At 42.3% G+C, this 15,458-nt stretch carries 15 protein-coding genes; 5 read left to right on the top strand and 10 right to left on the bottom strand.

The features are described 5' to 3' along the window. Positions 1-8 precede the first annotated feature (8 nt). The 3 genes from FIS9605_RS36590 to FIS9605_RS0108605 form a co-directional block, all read right to left on the bottom strand. On the bottom strand, positions 9-812 hold the full coding sequence (locus FIS9605_RS36590; protein ID WP_082209741.1) for an alpha/beta fold hydrolase: 804 nt from the start codon (positions 810-812) through the stop codon (positions 9-11). 131 nt (positions 813-943) lie between these two features. After that, positions 944-1,147: a hypothetical protein gene (locus tag FIS9605_RS42525; protein ID WP_155960386.1), complete on the bottom strand. Its 204-nt coding sequence runs from the start codon at positions 1,145-1,147 to the stop codon at positions 944-946. Positions 1,148-1,238: 91 nt separating this feature from the next. Continuing rightward, positions 1,239-1,943 carry a 5'-methylthioadenosine/S-adenosylhomocysteine nucleosidase family protein gene (locus tag FIS9605_RS0108605; protein WP_026732230.1) on the bottom strand — a complete coding sequence of 235 codons (705 nt, stop codon included), beginning with the start codon at positions 1,941-1,943 and terminating at the stop codon, positions 1,239-1,241. 86 nt (positions 1,944-2,029) lie between these two features. Between FIS9605_RS0108605 and FIS9605_RS0108600 the strand changes: the two genes are divergently transcribed. Next, positions 2,030-4,747, top strand: a complete 2,718-nt coding sequence (locus FIS9605_RS0108600) for an efflux RND transporter permease subunit (protein ID WP_026732229.1) — start codon at positions 2,030-2,032, stop codon at positions 4,745-4,747. A 4-nt stretch (positions 4,748-4,751) separates the two neighbouring features. Beyond that, positions 4,752-5,741: a hopanoid-associated sugar epimerase gene (gene hpnA / locus FIS9605_RS0108595; RefSeq protein ID WP_026732228.1), complete on the top strand. Its 990-nt coding sequence runs from the start codon at positions 4,752-4,754 to the stop codon at positions 5,739-5,741. 80 nt (positions 5,742-5,821) lie between these two features. Here the strand turns inward: hpnA and FIS9605_RS45050 are convergent, their stop codons facing one another. The 3 genes from FIS9605_RS45050 to FIS9605_RS0108580 all read right to left on the bottom strand — a co-directional run bounded on the left by FIS9605_RS45050 (position 5,822) and on the right by FIS9605_RS0108580 (position 7,219). Further along, positions 5,822-6,118 carry a DUF1830 domain-containing protein gene (locus FIS9605_RS45050; RefSeq protein WP_231510269.1) on the bottom strand — a complete coding sequence of 99 codons (297 nt, stop codon included), beginning with the start codon at positions 6,116-6,118 and terminating at the stop codon, positions 5,822-5,824. A 59-nt stretch (positions 6,119-6,177) separates the two neighbouring features. Continuing rightward, positions 6,178-6,369 (bottom strand): hypothetical protein, encoded by a 192-nt coding sequence (locus FIS9605_RS45045; protein ID WP_026732226.1) that lies wholly within the window; start codon positions 6,367-6,369, stop codon positions 6,178-6,180. Between the two features lie 157 nt (positions 6,370-6,526). After that, positions 6,527-7,219 carry a response regulator transcription factor gene (locus FIS9605_RS0108580; RefSeq protein ID WP_026732225.1) on the bottom strand — a complete coding sequence of 231 codons (693 nt, stop codon included), beginning with the start codon at positions 7,217-7,219 and terminating at the stop codon, positions 6,527-6,529. 370 nt (positions 7,220-7,589) lie between these two features. Between FIS9605_RS0108580 and FIS9605_RS0108575 the strand changes: the two genes are divergently transcribed. After that, on the top strand, positions 7,590-8,972 hold the full coding sequence (locus FIS9605_RS0108575; protein ID WP_231510268.1) for a sensor histidine kinase: 1,383 nt from the start codon (positions 7,590-7,592) through the stop codon (positions 8,970-8,972). Between the two features lie 181 nt (positions 8,973-9,153). On the opposite strand, the gene FIS9605_RS0108570 is transcribed toward FIS9605_RS0108575, so the two are convergent. From FIS9605_RS0108570 to FIS9605_RS0108560, 3 genes are all read right to left on the bottom strand, one after another. Then, the gene (locus tag FIS9605_RS0108570; protein WP_026732223.1) at positions 9,154-9,645 is read right to left on the bottom strand and encodes a hypothetical protein; all 492 of its coding nucleotides are present in this window, start codon (positions 9,643-9,645) and stop codon (positions 9,154-9,156) included. A 149-nt stretch (positions 9,646-9,794) separates the two neighbouring features. Further along, complete coding sequence (locus tag FIS9605_RS0108565) at positions 9,795-11,966, bottom strand: pentapeptide repeat-containing protein (protein ID WP_026732222.1); 2,172 nt, start codon at positions 11,964-11,966, stop codon at positions 9,795-9,797. 55 nt (positions 11,967-12,021) lie between these two features. Then, positions 12,022-12,366 carry a hypothetical protein gene (locus FIS9605_RS0108560; protein WP_026732221.1) on the bottom strand — a complete coding sequence of 115 codons (345 nt, stop codon included), beginning with the start codon at positions 12,364-12,366 and terminating at the stop codon, positions 12,022-12,024. 226 nt (positions 12,367-12,592) lie between these two features. Between FIS9605_RS0108560 and FIS9605_RS0108555 the strand changes: the two genes are divergently transcribed. Together FIS9605_RS0108555 and FIS9605_RS0108550 are read left to right on the top strand one after the other, a co-directional pair. Beyond that, the gene (locus FIS9605_RS0108555; protein WP_026732220.1) at positions 12,593-13,159 is read left to right on the top strand and encodes a hypothetical protein; all 567 of its coding nucleotides are present in this window, start codon (positions 12,593-12,595) and stop codon (positions 13,157-13,159) included. Positions 13,160-13,488: 329 nt separating this feature from the next. Then, the gene (locus FIS9605_RS0108550) at positions 13,489-14,256 is read left to right on the top strand and encodes an ABC transporter ATP-binding protein (RefSeq protein ID WP_026732219.1); all 768 of its coding nucleotides are present in this window, start codon (positions 13,489-13,491) and stop codon (positions 14,254-14,256) included. Positions 14,257-14,390: 134 nt separating this feature from the next. Here the strand turns inward: FIS9605_RS0108550 and FIS9605_RS0108545 are convergent, their stop codons facing one another. Beyond that, positions 14,391-15,158, bottom strand: coding sequence for a response regulator transcription factor (locus tag FIS9605_RS0108545; RefSeq protein ID WP_026732218.1), 768 nt, complete (start codon positions 15,156-15,158; stop codon positions 14,391-14,393). Positions 15,159-15,458 lie beyond the last annotated feature (300 nt).

The following is a 15,458-nucleotide window of genomic DNA, read 5'->3' as shown; positions in this document are numbered from 1 at the left end:
TTAACTCCTTAGATGAGATTAAGTAGGATTTCGGTAAGCTCTTGCGGCTGAGTTACCATTGCATTGTGCTGCGCTGAAAGTAACTCGTAATAGCGAAAGCCTTGTTTTTTAGCTCTTTGACCTGCTTCTATGAGGAATGGGATTTCTGAGGTTTGAATATAAGTTCGCTGCAAAGATGTAACAGACTTTTGTGAGAATTGTACTGCTTGCGTAAAGGTCTTATAGGGATGGTCTCCCATCCTTGGAGTCATCCAAGCAAGATCTACGGGATCAACAACGCCAAAATCCTCAAGCGTAAACAACTCATCAGTCCAAGGCACACGCCAGCCATCTCCTTGTGTCTGGACTAATACATCTACGTTTGGGTTGTTCCAATACTCCATCAGTGACTTACCGTTTTCAGGTAAAAACGCATCCAGATAAACGAGTTGTGCCAAACGAGGTCTTACTTTTTCCGCCACACCAGTAATTAACATCCCAGCGTAACTATGTCCAATCAAAATCACGTCACGCAAATCCTCATATTCCAACAAAGCAACAATGTTCTGAATATGGGTATTCAAATCAATTTGCGGACTGAGCATGTTGACATGCTCTCCCATACCCATCAAACTTGGTGTGTAAACATTGTGACCAACTGCTTGCAAGAGGTGTTTCACCTTCTTCCAACACCATCCACCATGCCATGCTCCGTGAACAAGGACAAATGTTGCTCTCTTGTTTTGGCTAGCTGCTAGTTTGGTTTTTCCTAAGACCATAGCACTTGATATAGCAGCTATAGCTGCGAGTATTTGACGACGTGAAATGAACATATCTATCGCCTTATATGTATTGATATTGACTATAATGAAGTGTTTTGAAATCAAGAAAGCTTAATTAGTTGTGATAATTGACATCAATTAAGTAGATCGGCATTAATACAGTTAACTCGTAAGGGTCGTCATTAGTCATTCGTCATTGGTAAAGAGTCGTCATTGTCACTTTCATAGACAACATCGTGACTTTCTTGACCAACATCACGACTTTCTCTATCAACATCGCGACTTTCATAGACAACATCGTGACTTTCTTGACCAACATCACGACTTTCTCTATCAACATTGCGACTTTCGTGACCAACATTGTGACTTTTGTTAATAACACTCAAACAATCACAATCTGCCTTCCCTACTTAAATATTTTGTTTATAAATAGCCTCTGACATTTTCTTCAATAAGGCGATCGCAGCAATGCTCACTCTACTGAAACAGAAAAGTTGTAAATTGCTCCAATACTTGCAGTCCTCTCAAGCCACCTCGAATCAGCCTAGTAGCAGCAATGGGTTGTTTAAGCATAGCGATAGCAAAGGACAAAGGTTGAACGGAACCATCATGACTGAGTGCCAAGTTGAGGTTGGGTATATTGCCATTGCACCCGTCGCTAACTACCCGCACCATCGCCACCGTCACCCCAGTTGATTTGAAAAACTCTAGGACAGCAAATCCTTCCATGTCTACAACATCAGTATCTAACGTTTGACCAAGAAGGCGTTTTTCACTTTTCAACCAAATTATGCGATCGCTCGTCAATGCCCTGACAACAGAAATCTTGTCTTGGAGGTACTCTTGCAAAGATGCTGTGAAAGTGGCATCGCACTTTTGCACTAAGGTATTGCCAGTATTTTCTTGATAAACACAATCTTTGTACAGCACAACATCCCCTACTCGGTACTTGGGTTTGAGGCTGCCACATAAACCCATGACTAATACTCTTGGTTGTGGATGATTCAGGATCTTTTTTATATCTTGACTATTTGGCAAATATATGGAATTAGTTTTTGTGCCAACAGGTATCGGTATAACTGATGGTGTACAACCAGTAACACGGCTTAAGCCTCGACACACGGCTTTGTACTCTGCACCTTGGCAAACCAGAATAGCTTGGATGGATGTTTGATTAGACACTACTTAAATTGCTACTTTTAATTTAAATTGTTAAGGGAGTGTAATTAAAATTAAAATCGAAAAGAAGCGATAATCTCTCTGTCATGATGATAAAGCCTGATCGCTCTCAGTCTGTACGGGAGCGCTTCAATCTCTCTAAATTGGCGATTCAGCATCCTCGGCTGACAGTAGGTTTTTGGCTTGCCGTGATGATGGCGGGAATACTTGCTTTCAGTACCCTCAAGTATGCTTTATTTCCAGATATTACTTTTCCAGTAGTGGTGGTAAATGCTACAGCCCCACTGACAACTGCTTTGGATACAGAGGCAAAGCTCACCCAACCGATAGAGCAGCGTCTCAACTCTCTGGAAGGACTTGATAAAATCCGCTCCTCTACTTATCCTGGTCAAACAGTTGTTATTCTCTCCTTTTTTGTGGGCACAAACCTGGAGGAGTCTACACAAAAAGCAGAAACAGCGTTAAAACAAGCTTCTCTTCCAGAAGACTCGACTTTCAAAACCATTCCCATCCGACTGAACGAGTCAGCTGCCATTAGCTATGCGATCGAGAGTCAATCGCTAAATTTAACAGACTTAGCTAAGTTAGCTAAAGACAAAATTATACCTGCCTTAGCTCAACAACCAGGAGTGCTAAGAGTTGATCTTTTGGGTGCTCCCGTTGCATCTTCTCCCCCACCAGCATCTAATCAAACTGCTGCTCTTACCCGAGAGGGCGCAACATTAGTGCGATTCAACGGCAAAGATGCTCTGGCTGTTCAGGTAATTAAACGCGGCGATGCCAACACTTTAGAAGTGGTTTCTGAGGTGGAGAACCAGGCGCAACAGCTACGCTCTGCCTTACCAAATGTTAAACTCACTCTGGCTGCTACTCAATCAGAGTATATTCGTAACGCTACCCGTGCCACCATTGATGCTTTGATTGAAGCCATAGTCTTGGCGGTATTAGTTATCTTTCCTTTTTTGTGGAATTGGCGGGCGACTGTGATTTCTGCCCTGGCGATACCCACATCTTTGTTAGCAACTTTTATCGTCATGGCCATATTTGGCTTCAACCTAGAGACAATCACATTATTGGCTTTAGCTTTAGTGATTGGCAGTATTGTTGACGACGCGATCGTAGATGTGGAAAATATCATGCGGCACGTCGAAGAGGGAGAACATCCCCGCCAAGCTGCCCTTTTAGGCACTCATGAAATTGGGCTAACAGTTACGGCAGCAACCTTTACAGCAGTAGCAGTGTTTCTACCGATAGGTTTGATGGGTGGGGTAATTGGTCAATTTTTCCAACCCTTTGGTATTACTGTCTCAGCTGCAATGCTAGCTTCCATGCTCATTGCCCGGACTTTATCGCCTGTTTTGGCTATTTATTGGTTAAAACCTCCATCCTCGCGTTCCCAACGCAAAGAACGAAAAACATGGTCGAATTTTGCCCAATCTTACCGAAACTTACTGAGTTGGTCACTGAGTCACCGCAGCATAGTTATAGGTTTAGCCGTGCTAAGTTTTGTAGCAGGCATAGCTTTAATTCCACTTGTTCCTAAGGGGTTTATTCCTAAACTAGACCGTGGTGAATTCAATATAGTTTTTACTACTCCCTTACCGAATTTATCAGAACCAGGGCAAGGAACAACAGATAATTTAACTAATGATTTATTCACAAGTCCTATAGAAAGCGAGTCTTTCGGTTCCCTGTATTCAATTTCCAATCCTTTAAATAATTCTTTTGATGCAGCCAAAAAAATAGAAGAGGTAGTTAGAAAATCACCAGAAGTAGAAACTGTTTTTACAATTGTGGGTTCTCGCGAGGGAGAAATAAATAAAGGCAAGCTCTACGTTAAATTAAAAAGCGATCGCACAATCACAACCTCGGAACTACAAGACCAGTTCCGTTCCTCTTTACCCCAACTTCCAGGTGTTAACATTAGCGTTGAAGATATTCAATTCGTCGATTCTGGCGCTCAAAAACCCTTAGAAGTAGCTTTGCGGGGCAATGATATCAATACTTTGAGTACAACCGCCGAGACAATTAAACAGCGCATTCAAAAATTGCCTGGATTTGTTGATGTCACTGTTACAGGTGCCACAAATCCACAACAAACAGTTTTTCAAATCGAACGCTTGAATAATAAACGAGTAGTTTATATTCGTGCCAACCTGGGTCAGAATTTGCCTTTAGGTGATGCTACGGATAAATTAGTAGCCGAAGCTAAAGCTGTTTTGCCTGCCGATGTTTCCTTGGATTTGGGAGGATACTCTGAACGGAGTAGCGAAGTTTTTGCTAGTTTCGGCACGACTCTGACTTTATCGGCATTATGCATTGTCGTCGTATTGATTTCCCTGTTCCAAAGTTGGATAGATCCCTTGGTAATCGCCATTTCTTTGCCTTTGGCACTAATAGGAGCGATGTTGGCATTAGTCATCACCAAGAGTGACTTTGGCATGATATCGCTGATCGGCTTTGTCTTTTTGCTGGGGTTAGCTACCAAAAATGCCATCTTGATTGTAGATTGCATAAATCAATTGCGTAAGTCGGGATTAAACCGTACAGAGGCAATTCTCAAAGCCGGGCCAGTGCGTCTGCGACCAATTTTAATGACAACAGCCTCGACAATTTTAGGAATGCTACCGATCGCCTTGGGCTTGGGTGCAGGTTCGGAATTGCGATCGCCAATGGCTGTGGCTATTGCTGGCGGGTTGGTTAGTTCCACTGTGCTGAGTTTGATTGTTGTGCCAGTGGTGTACACCTATTTGGATGACTGGTTTCCCCGCTTTAAGAAGAAGGGGAGATGGGGTGATGGGGGGTAAATTAATGCGTGTATTTGTTACGGGTGGAACTGGTTTTGTTGGTGCTAACTTGGTGCGGTTGCTCTTGCAAGAAGGATACACCGTCAGAGCCTTGGTACGTGCTTCTAGCCGACTAGACAACCTGCAAAATTTAGATGTGGAGTTAGTCAACGGCGATCTAAATGACCCAGAATTATGGCAACAGATGCTTGGTTGCCAATACGTGTTTCATGTCGCCGCCCACTATTCCCTTTGGCAAAAAGACCGGGAAGCGCTTTACCAAAATAATGTGCTAGGTACGCGCAACGTACTGACATCTGCTCAAAAGGCTGGGATTGAAAAGACTGTCTACACCAGTTCTGTTGCTGCGATTGGAGTGGGTGCGGCTGGTACAGCTGTAGATGAAACTTATCAAAGTCCTTTAGAGAAACTTGTCGGTCATTATAAAAAGTCTAAGTTTCTCGCTGAGCAAGAAGCTATGCAAGCAGCTCGTAATGGTCAGGATGTAGTTGTGGTTAATCCTGCCAGTCCAATTGGGGCTTGGGATATTAAACCGACGCCAACAGGAGATATAATTCTGCGGTTTTTGCGACGGCAAATGCCTTTTTATATGCAGACAGGACTGAATTTTATTGATGTGCGTGATGTGGCTTGGGGACATTTGTTGGCTTTGCAACGAGGAAGATCTGGGGAAAGATACATCCTGGGAAACCAAAACCTTAGCTTGAAACAACTACTTGATGAACTTGCCCTAATAACAGGTTTGGATGCCCCCAAAAATGGTATACCTGCTTGGTTGCCCCTTAGCGTTGCCTGGTTTGATGAAAAAATCCTTGCCCAGCTTGGCAAACCGCCATCCGTTCCCTTAGATGGTGTGCGTATGGCAACGCAAACTATGTACTATGATGCCTCAAAAGCTGTACGAGAATTGGGTTTACCCCAATCTTCCTTAACTGTGGCTCTCCAGAATGCTGTAGATTGGTTTTTATCACAGGGGATGTGCAGCCCTTCCTGAACCGCGATAGTACGTAGATGCGACTTCTTCAGTTTCTTGACAATCGAACGAATTTAGGATTTGATTGAGGATATTTTTCATTATCCGCATACCTGTAGATTGGAGCAAAGAATTTTATTTGCTAATATTCCACCTGTTGTGCTCTCCATATGGATTTCTAGTTCAGCCTCGGGAACAGCTTCAAATAACATTTTTTCTCCGGGAAAGACAATTTGCTCGAAACAATATTTGCCAATGTTTGAGATTCGAGCGATTTGAATCTGACTAGTCGTGTTTTTGTAAAAACACAGAATTCGGCTGTCCATTTGCAATGTTGAAGAGTTTTGCATTTGAGTTCTACTGGCTTGTTTAACAAAGTCGAAAATAGAAGTTTCCAAAGCCGCATATTCATTGGGGCTAAGATCACACGGCTGGTAAGATTGGTTGAGAAAATGGATTAGCGCCAGACTAACAGTTTCCAAATCTGCCCGTTTCTTAGCTGCTGTGAAAGCTTGAGCGAAGGTGGGATAAATTTTTTGCGATCGCTGAATCCAGTCTTCTCATCTGGCATCCAACATTGAAATAAATATCCTGTTGACACTGGTATCACTTCAATCAACCAGCCATGATAAGACTGCTTCAATTTCATCCACAACTTTCTAACCTAACTAGACTATTGCAAAATGGGTTTACTGTTAGCATTCGCCTCCTGTATCTGAAGAATATAAAACCTACACATGCAATCTCCATGCAGAATTTGTGCAGAAATTGTGGAGTAAGGTAAGATGATAAAAATACTTATTTATTTACTTGAGGCGATAGCCCAGTCCATGAACCGTTTCTATAAAATCTTCAGGAGCACCTAAGGCTTTAAGTTTTTGCCTGAGGGATTTGATGTGAGATCTAACAGTTTCCTCAACCGGTGGGTCGTCCATAGGCCAAACTTGCTCAATAATACTGGAACGGCTTAACACCCGTCTGCCATTGGCAACCAGTAACTCCAAAATGGCATATTCTTTGGGGGTCAACGTTAGAGGTTCACCATCGTAAGTAGCCTCGTACGTACTCGGATTGAGGAGCAAACTCTCCCAGTGTAAACTCAATGTGGTTGCAGAACTTCCGCGTCTGAGCAAAGCACGTATGCGAGCCATTAACTCTTCTAGGTCAAATGGCTTCACCACATAATCATCTGCTCCTGCATCTAGTCCAGTAATCTTATCTGCTACCGTGTCGCGGGCTGTTAGCATCAACACGGGTACAGCAGAGTTACGATGTGCTGGATTGCTTGCTTGGATGGTGCGTAAACGTTGGCAAAAGCGGATACCATCTAACTTTGGCAGCGTTACGTCCAAAATGATTAGATCGTACTTCATTAATTCAACCGAATTCCAAGCGGCTTCTCCATCTCTAGCAACATCTACTACATACTGACGTCTAGTTAAAGCCTCTGACAGCACCTCCGCTAACTGGGTATCATCTTCAACTACCAGAATACGCATAAAGTAACCACCAAGACACTATAACACAAAGGTTGCGATACTCTTGTTCGGGTAGAGAGGAGCAGAACGAAGGTTATTTGACTTTATCATGACATCTTACTTTTACCCTACTCATCGCCCTTCCATCACTCTGGAAAAAAATCGAACGTAATTTTTAAACCTCATATGGAAAGCGGGTTTAAGCGTTTATTTCCGTTCCAAATCTCAAAATCATAGCTTTTTGACGAAAAGCTTATGTAGCAAGGATTATAGATTTTTACCCGAAGAAAGTTATAAAAGAGGGATCGTTCTTTTACTTTCCTGTCTTCTTACTGGCGTGCTACGGCTACGGATAGATAACGATGAGACAACCTCTTCTCCTACCAAATCGATGACTCAGCAATTTATGAAGTGGTCTCTCCAAGGAAAATGGATAGCTGGAGGGTTTTGCGTAACCCTGCTGCTGATGGGGCTAGTCAGTTTCGCTTCATATAAGAACACAATTGAAATCAGAGAAAGTGCTAATAGGGTGCAACATACCTATGAAACTCTTAATACACTGACGGATTTCTATGCTGCTATGACAGTTGCAGAGTCGGGGCGACGAGGATATATCTTTTTCGGAAGTAGACAAGAATTAGAACGCCATCAGAATGCTGTCAAAAACATGCAGTCTGAAATCAGCGCACTCCAACATCAAATACATACTAGTTCTAATCAGCAACAGCGATTGGCGCTGCTTAACTCCCTAGTAAATCAAAGATTGGCTTTGTTTGAGCAATCAATACAACTTTATCAGAAAGATAAATTAGCATTTCAAGCTCAAGGCTTAATTACCGAAAAAAGTGTTAATCTTAGAGAAAAAATTCTCAATGTTCTAGCAGAGATAAAAGCAGAAGAAAAACGTTATCTCAGAATCTGCCTTCAACAATCTCAGTACAGTATTCATTCTAGAACAATCATTGAGATACTTGGCACAATTTTAAGTTTTGTCGTGGTTTCTAGTTTATGTTTTATACTTTATCGTCAATGGGTAAAACGCGAAAAATATGAAGAACTCGAACGTTCACTTGCTCAGGAAAAAGAATTAAGCGAACTTAAACTTCGCCTCTTTTCAATGATTTCTCATGAATTTCGTACACCTTTGAGTGTGATTTTACTTTCATCTCAACTACTAAAAGAAATTCTTCAGGAATTGGTTGATTCTACTCAATTAAAAAATCTATATAGAATTCAATCTTCCGCTAAGTTAATGAATCAACTAATAACAGACTTATTGACTTTAACTAGAGCAGAAGCAGGGAAATTAGATTTCAATCCTCAATTTATTAATATAGAAAGTTTTTGCTTGAATCTACTAGAAGATTTACAGCTTTTTCATATAAAACTACCTGCAATAAAATTTATCAAAAATGGTCGGTTTTTTCGTACACAAATAGATGAAAAGCTGTTATATTCAATCCTCAGCAACTTGCTATTAAATGCGATTAAATATTCACCTCAAGGAGGCAACATATACTTAATTGTAAATTGTGAACAAGAGGCTACTATTTTCCAAGTTAAAGATGAAGGAATAGGTATTCCACAACAAGAGCAGCAAAATATTTATGAGCCATTCTATCGATGCCAAAATGTGGAAAATATAGTTGGTACTGGTCTGGGATTAGCAGTTGTCAAGAAATGCGTGGAACTCCACCAAGGAGAAATTTCTGTAGAAAGTGAAGTAGGGTTTGGAACAATATTTACTGTTAAAATTCCTCACAATCGAGAATAGGAAATTAAGAATACAATTTTCCTTATGTCTTGAAAATAGGGATTGGGGATCGGGGATCGGGGAATAGGAAACGGAGAATAGTGAACTCTTAACAGGGAAGAATTAGAGTCTCTGGCTTTTATTAAAAAATCCCATGCTTCCAAGACATGGGAGTGAGATGATAATATATTTAACTTACTTATTAAAATCTCAAACCAACACCACCTTGCAAAGAAAAAGTAGTGCCGCCATCACGCAAGGCGTCAAAGCCAATAATCGCGTTGCCAAAAAGAACGGCATTGCTGTGAGGTACAACATAATCAATGCCTGGTTGTAAGGCAAAGCCGATTTTGTTGCCAACAGGAGAAGGTGTATCCCCGCCAGCAAAAATAAACCCAGCTCCCAAGTAAGTGTCAGTTTGCCAGTTGAGGGGGAAGTCGTAGGAAACCGTTGGCACAAGCGCTATATTATTACCGAAGAAGGCTTGACCACGGAAAGAAATTGGTGATTCTAGAAGTTTGTAACGAAAGGCAACAACGCCTCCAAGTTGACCACCATCAGCAAAACCAATTGCTGGGCCAATACCAACATAGCTACCATATGCTGCTTGAGCATCTGCTGGTTGGGTAAATTGGGTCAAACTCAAAAGTGAACTAGCCAAAAGTACTGAGACTAAATACTTTAGACGCTTCATTCCTGACTCTCCTCACACCATAATTTTGTTGGTTGTTGGTTGTTGGTTGTTGGTTAGTAGTTAGTGGTTAGTAGTTAGTGGTTAGTAGTTGATGGTAGTTATTCTTCCACTCTCCCCCTCTCCCACTCTCCCCATCTCCCCACTCAATCTTAGGGACAACGGGGATGGATACCACCTTGAGTACAAATGTAAGCCAATTGTTTGGCATCTAAATTTTTCGTTTGGCTAAAATCAGCTCCTTTGACTACAGCAGATTGTGAACCTAGTGTTGGTGTTTGGACAAATTGATCGGCAGGATCTTGTTTGGCGGGGAAGAAAATAGTCCCTTGAAAATCAGTGCCTGTCAAATTTGCTCCCCGTAAATCTGCAAGGCTGAGGTCGGCATTACGGAAGTTCGCACCCTCCAAATTGGCAGAGTTCAAATTCGCATTTGTCATGCGAGTTGCACTCAGGTTAGCATTGCTTAGATCTGCACGAGCTAAATTTGCTCCTGATAGGTCTGCCCCTTGCCAGTCAGTTTTGCTTAAGTTGGCAAAGGACAATTGGGTGGCGATCGCAATTACGCGTCCTAAGCGAGCAGCATACAAGTTAGCATCGTTAAATATAGCTTCACTTAAATCTGCCCCAGTCAAGCTAGCATTTTCTAAGATGGCACCGCGCACATCGGTTCCCATTAACTGAGCGCTGCTGAGGTTAGCATTAACCAGACGTGCATTGGCTAAGTTGGCCCCTTTGAGGGTAGCGCGGCTCAAGTCTGTGCGAACCATTAAAACGCGACTGAGATTAGTATCGTTGAGATTGGCTTGTTTGATCTGAGCGCCGCTCAAATCTGCTATCTGATCGTCGAAGGTATCCCAGCGTCCATCTTCACCGACTCCCCGGAAACTGCTACCCTTAAAACTAGCAAAGGATAGATTCGCGCCTTTAAAATTGACTCCCGATAAATCAACTTTTTCTAATACTAAGTTGAATAAAGGACGTTCTTTGGAAACGCTTTGAGACAATTGGACGCGGCTGAGATCAAAATTGTTGAGTTTACCACTATTGACCTCAATAATCTTATTAATTACCCGTTGGTTATTTTGCAACCGCTTTTGTCGCAATTCCCTCTCTGGAGATGGGTTAGTGCCTATAGACTCCAAATCGCCAGCCAGAGACTGATTCATACTTTTTAAATCGGGTAGGGCTGGGAGACCGATATTTGCTAAAGCCTGCTCAATTGTACCTACTAAGCTGGGGTCAGTTTCTTTAGCCAGCAGATCCACAAGATATTGAGTTGCCTGTGGATCGTTGAGAGTACCCATAGCCAAAATGGCACTGCGGCGTTCTTCATTGCTAGCGCCAGAGTTGGGACTTAATTGTTGGACGAGTGTGAGGAATTGTTGGCTGTTACGCTGCTCTAATGCCCGTCGATTTTGCTGAGTTTGAATGTAGACTTGAGTACCGACTAAAGTTATTAATACACCAGCCATACTCAACAGTGCTAACCCAAGCAGCGCCATACTTGGATTTAGCGGCAATCGCCTCCACAGATTTGAAGGTGGTTGAGTGGTTTGTGATGGTGTGATCACAACAGATGCGATCGCTGCATCTTCATCTCCTTCTTCGTTCCACTGCGATTGTTCCGGCTTTTTTTCTCGCAGTTGTGAAGGTTTAAACGGTTTAGTCGCATCTATGGCGTAAGTACCTGCCAAACGGTCATGCAAGGCCCGTCGCCCTTTTGGTGATGAAAAGCCCGTCCCTTCTGCCAGTATCATCAAACCAGCCAAGACTGTCAAAACACCCAAGTTAGGAAAGGCTGGGCTGTAGCGCCAGAGTGTGTAAGCCACAGACAAGGACAAAGTCCAACGACCAATTACTTCTCGCATCAAAACTGCTCCCAAACCAGGCGGCTGGCCTTGAGAGTTGACAACCCGAACCCCAAACCAGCGTTTGGGAAAGGTGCTACCTGTTTTGGCGAGTAGAAGCAATTGCCAACCAGAGAGTGTCAGAGGCGCTAGTATGGCTACTGTCCATAAAAAATTTGTCGGCCATGCGACGTTTCGAGTGCCATAGCTAACAGGTAGAGCTAAGGGGCGGGCGATTTCTCTTTCTGTTACTATTAATACGGGGTTTAATGGTACTCGGTTCAAATCACTTCTAGTATTCAGATACGTGCCAAGACTGTAAGGAATCAACCCACTGACAACTACCAGTGTCATTTCTGTTGCCCAAGCAGCAATACGCCTAGTTACTAGAGGCAGTGAGTTGAGTTTTCCCGGTTCATTTGACTGACTGGAACTAGGTTGATCGCTACTTCTCCTCACAATTGGGGTTGCCATCGCATATTTCCCTTGAACTTTAATATATTCGCCTGTGCCGACGTGTTAAGATATGCTATCGCTTGCGTTGTGAAGCTCTAGATAAAATAAATTTGTATCCAAAGTACACTAGTCCTGCCAAGAATGCCAAACTAATCGCAGAAGCTACTAGTCTGAACACTGCTTGCAACACAGCAAAGCTTAATAAAACTCCCACACTTACAAACACCAGCTTTCCCGTTCCAGACAAGGTGTTGAACCAACCTAAAAATCGCTGTAGTTGCGGATTTGTACTTGGAAAACCAGACTGAGAGGGTTGCTCTATTCGTTGTGATTGGGGTGTTTTCCCAGAAGAGGAATTAATTTCTGCCTCTAGTTTTCGGAGGCGTTGCTGTAAGTCTTCTTCAGGTTGAGGATTCATCAATTTTTACCTCAGCTAGCAAACTTGGTCAACAACAGACCAACTAAATGTAATAGTTGGCGGTTGTTTTAGTGATTTTAGCAAGATCGGCTCTTGAGCTTACGGTGCAAGAGTGTATCTTTAATAGAATGATAAGAGTGCGATCGCCAATTAAAAATCCAGAATATCTCTACTGTCACTGGACGAGAGCTTTAATATAGTTAGAGTTAAGAATTATGGTAAAGCTGTGACCACCAACTCAGTCAATACCTCACCTTCTATTTCTATTTTTCGCCTATCTCCTTTAATTCGGATCGCACTTTTGAGTCTATATGTAGCACTCACAGTACCTTTACCTTTTTTAGTTGAAGTAACAAATGCACCCATACCACCAACACTATTTTGGCTAGGAATTAGTATTGGTTTAGTTGCCCTGTATGCAGCGTTAACAGAACGTGTAATTGTAGACGATCAAGGAATTCAGGTAGCTTATCCCAACTGGGTACCGCGTTTTTTTCGTAAAGGTTGGTCGTTACCTTGGTCAGATGTGAAACACTTAAAACCTCGTACCACTGGACAAGGAGGACTAGTTTACTATTTTCTGACCCACGATGGAAAAGCTTATTTACTGCCGATGCGTGTTGCAGGTTTTTCCGAGTTGGTAAAATTGGTGCAAGAAAAGACTGGCATTGATACTAGCGATGTCTATCCTTTAGCTCAACCTTGGATGTATTTAATTTTACTTTGTTTGACGCTGTTGCTGTTGTTGGTGGATGGCTGGACAATTGCCACAGCCTTAACGCAGGGTAAGTAAGTCGGTGAGAAAAATTCAATGTATATTAAGAAATATAAATCTGACGTAGGGTGTGTTATGCCGTAGGCTAACGCACCTTGAATTGTTGGCGGTGCGTTGTGCTGCGCGACAACACACCCTACATTTAAATTTATTAACATAGTTTGAAATCTTAGCGTCGGCTTACTTAATTGGAGTTAAAGCTTCACGTAAAAGTGATGTGAAGAAGCAAAATTTCGTAGCTCTGGAGTATTATATGCCTGTAGGGTAGGCATCTTGCCTGCCTAAAATTTAGTAATTTATGCCTGATGTGAATTAAAAAGCTTAATCGGAATTTACTAAAGGTTAATTTGGAAACTTCCCCGCAACCAAAACTCAGACTAGAAAAAGTTAGTCTATATACAAGTTTGCAAGGAAACCTGCAAGGGTACCCGATATTACAGGGTATTTCTTTTGAGGTATTTGAGGGCGATCGCCTTGCCGTTGTCGGCCCGTCGGGTGCTGGAAAAACTTACTTACTACGCCTCCTCAACCGTTTGAGTGAACCCACTAGCGGCAAAATTTATCTGGAAAATCAGGAGTACAGCCAAATCCCTGTTTTGCAGTTACGCGCCTGTGTAACACTCGTTCCCCAAGAGTCGAAATTATTGGGAATGACAGTAAAAGAAGCTTTGGCATACCCTCTGGTTTTGCGTGGTTTGCCCAAACAGACTGTTCAGCAAAGAATCAGTAATTGGATAGAACAGCTACACATACCCGATGATTGGTTGGGAAGAACAGAAGTGCAACTTTCTCTTGGACAGCGCCAATTAGTGGCGATCGCACGTGCATTAGTCATCCAACCATCGATTTTATTATTAGACGAACCAACCTCTGCCCTTGATGCTGGTACTGCTTCCCGTGTTATGGCAGTCATTACTCAGTTGGCTCAAAGTAATCAGACTACGATTCTAATGGTAAATCACCAGCTAGACATAGTTGAAATGTTTTGCACGCGACTGTTGCACTTGCAACAAGGACGCCTGCTGGCAAATCAAAAAGCCTCTGACGTAGATTGGCTTAAATTAAAAGAAAGCTTGGTGCAAGCAGAAGCACAAACTGCTGAAGAATGGATTTAGTTATTAGTTAGTAGTTAGTAGTTGGTAGTTAGTAGTTAGTAGTTATTAGTTAGTAGTTATTAGTTAGTAGTTAGTAGTTATTAGTTGATTTTTTACCACTATCCACTATCTACTATCCACTATCCAGTAACTATCTATCTTTGAGTACTAATCGTTGAACGTTGATTGTTGAATCTTTCTGTCGTTAATTTTGCTGGTGACTGTGCCAAATTAGAATTCAAAATTTCCATATTAAACCGATATCCCACGTTACGAATTGTTTGAATTAAGCTAGGTTGTCGCGGATCGAGTTCTACTTTCTTTCGCAGCGATAAAACGTGAGTATCAATAGTGCGAGGGTTATCAATCGCATCGGGCCAAGCACGACGTAGTAATTCCGCTCTAGTTAAAGGTACTCCTCCTGCTTGTGCTAAAACATACAGCAAACTGAATTCTTGGGGCGTTAAGTCAATAAACTCTCCTTGAAAGCGGACACGGCGCTGCACTAAATCAATTTGCAAGGTTCCATAATCCAAATAAGCTGGGGCAACGGGTGTACGGTTACGCCGAATTAGCGCCTCTACCCGTGCTAAAAACTCCTGCATCCCAAATGGTTTACAGAGGTAGTCATCCGCCCCCGCTTTCAAACCAGCAACAATATCAGCTTCATTACTGCGAGCAGATAGCATTAAAATTAATGGCTGCTGTTGGCGATGCAACCATCGGCAAAATTCAATGCCATCTCCATCAGGCAAGTCCGCATCTAAGATTACTAGTGTTGGCTGGTGGCTTAAAAAAACTTCCCTTGCCTGGTAAATACTTGCAGCTTGATGCACCCGATAGTCCAGTTGTTGCAAGTGCCAGCCAAGCAACGACCTCAGATGGGGATTTCCCTCTACGATTTCAATACAAACCGAACCCACGGTGGCAAGACCCCTTAGCGTGCATGACTTTCAAAGTAACAAAGCCTCTATCCTAGGTTTTGTAACCCTTGTTACTTCAATTGCCATTAATTTTTAATTTTCTCATGCAAAACCTAACAAGTCATTTAACCCAAAGTCTTATCCAAAGCCGAATTAGTACTATTTTTAAATTTTTGTTATAATTACTGAAACTTTTTCTAGTTAAGTCTTTTGCTTCCACAAGGGTGTCTTTTACCAAAAAACAATCACTACGGCAATTTTTTACTGCCAAGGGCATACTTTGTCCGCATAGTGAAAGCA

The organism is Fischerella sp. PCC 9605 (genome assembly GCF_000517105.1).
Classification (GTDB): Bacteria; Cyanobacteriota; Cyanobacteriia; order Cyanobacteriales; family Nostocaceae; genus PCC9605.
The sequence above is the reverse complement of the archived record's forward strand: the minus strand, read 5'-3'. Positions and strand labels throughout refer to the sequence as shown.

Excerpts from the sequence above, each read along its gene's own strand:
- FIS9605_RS36590 (WP_082209741.1), bottom strand. The coding sequence starts at position 812 with ATGTTCATTTCACGTCGTCAAATACTCGCAGCTATAGCTGCTATATCA.
- FIS9605_RS0108600 (WP_026732229.1), top strand. The coding sequence starts at position 2,030 with ATGATAAAGCCTGATCGCTCTCAGTCTGTACGGGAGCGCTTCAATCTC.
- hpnA (WP_026732228.1), top strand. The coding sequence starts at position 4,752 with ATGCGTGTATTTGTTACGGGTGGAACTGGTTTTGTTGGTGCTAACTTG.
- FIS9605_RS45045 (WP_026732226.1), bottom strand. The coding sequence starts at position 6,369 with ATGAAATTGAAGCAGTCTTATCATGGCTGGTTGATTGAAGTGATACCA.
- FIS9605_RS0108580 (WP_026732225.1), bottom strand. The coding sequence starts at position 7,219 with ATGCGTATTCTGGTAGTTGAAGATGATACCCAGTTAGCGGAGGTGCTG.
- FIS9605_RS0108575 (WP_231510268.1), top strand. The coding sequence starts at position 7,590 with ATGACTCAGCAATTTATGAAGTGGTCTCTCCAAGGAAAATGGATAGCT.
- FIS9605_RS0108570 (WP_026732223.1), bottom strand. The coding sequence starts at position 9,645 with ATGAAGCGTCTAAAGTATTTAGTCTCAGTACTTTTGGCTAGTTCACTT.
- FIS9605_RS0108565 (WP_026732222.1), bottom strand. The coding sequence starts at position 11,966 with ATGGCAACCCCAATTGTGAGGAGAAGTAGCGATCAACCTAGTTCCAGT.
- FIS9605_RS0108560 (WP_026732221.1), bottom strand. The coding sequence starts at position 12,366 with ATGAATCCTCAACCTGAAGAAGACTTACAGCAACGCCTCCGAAAACTA.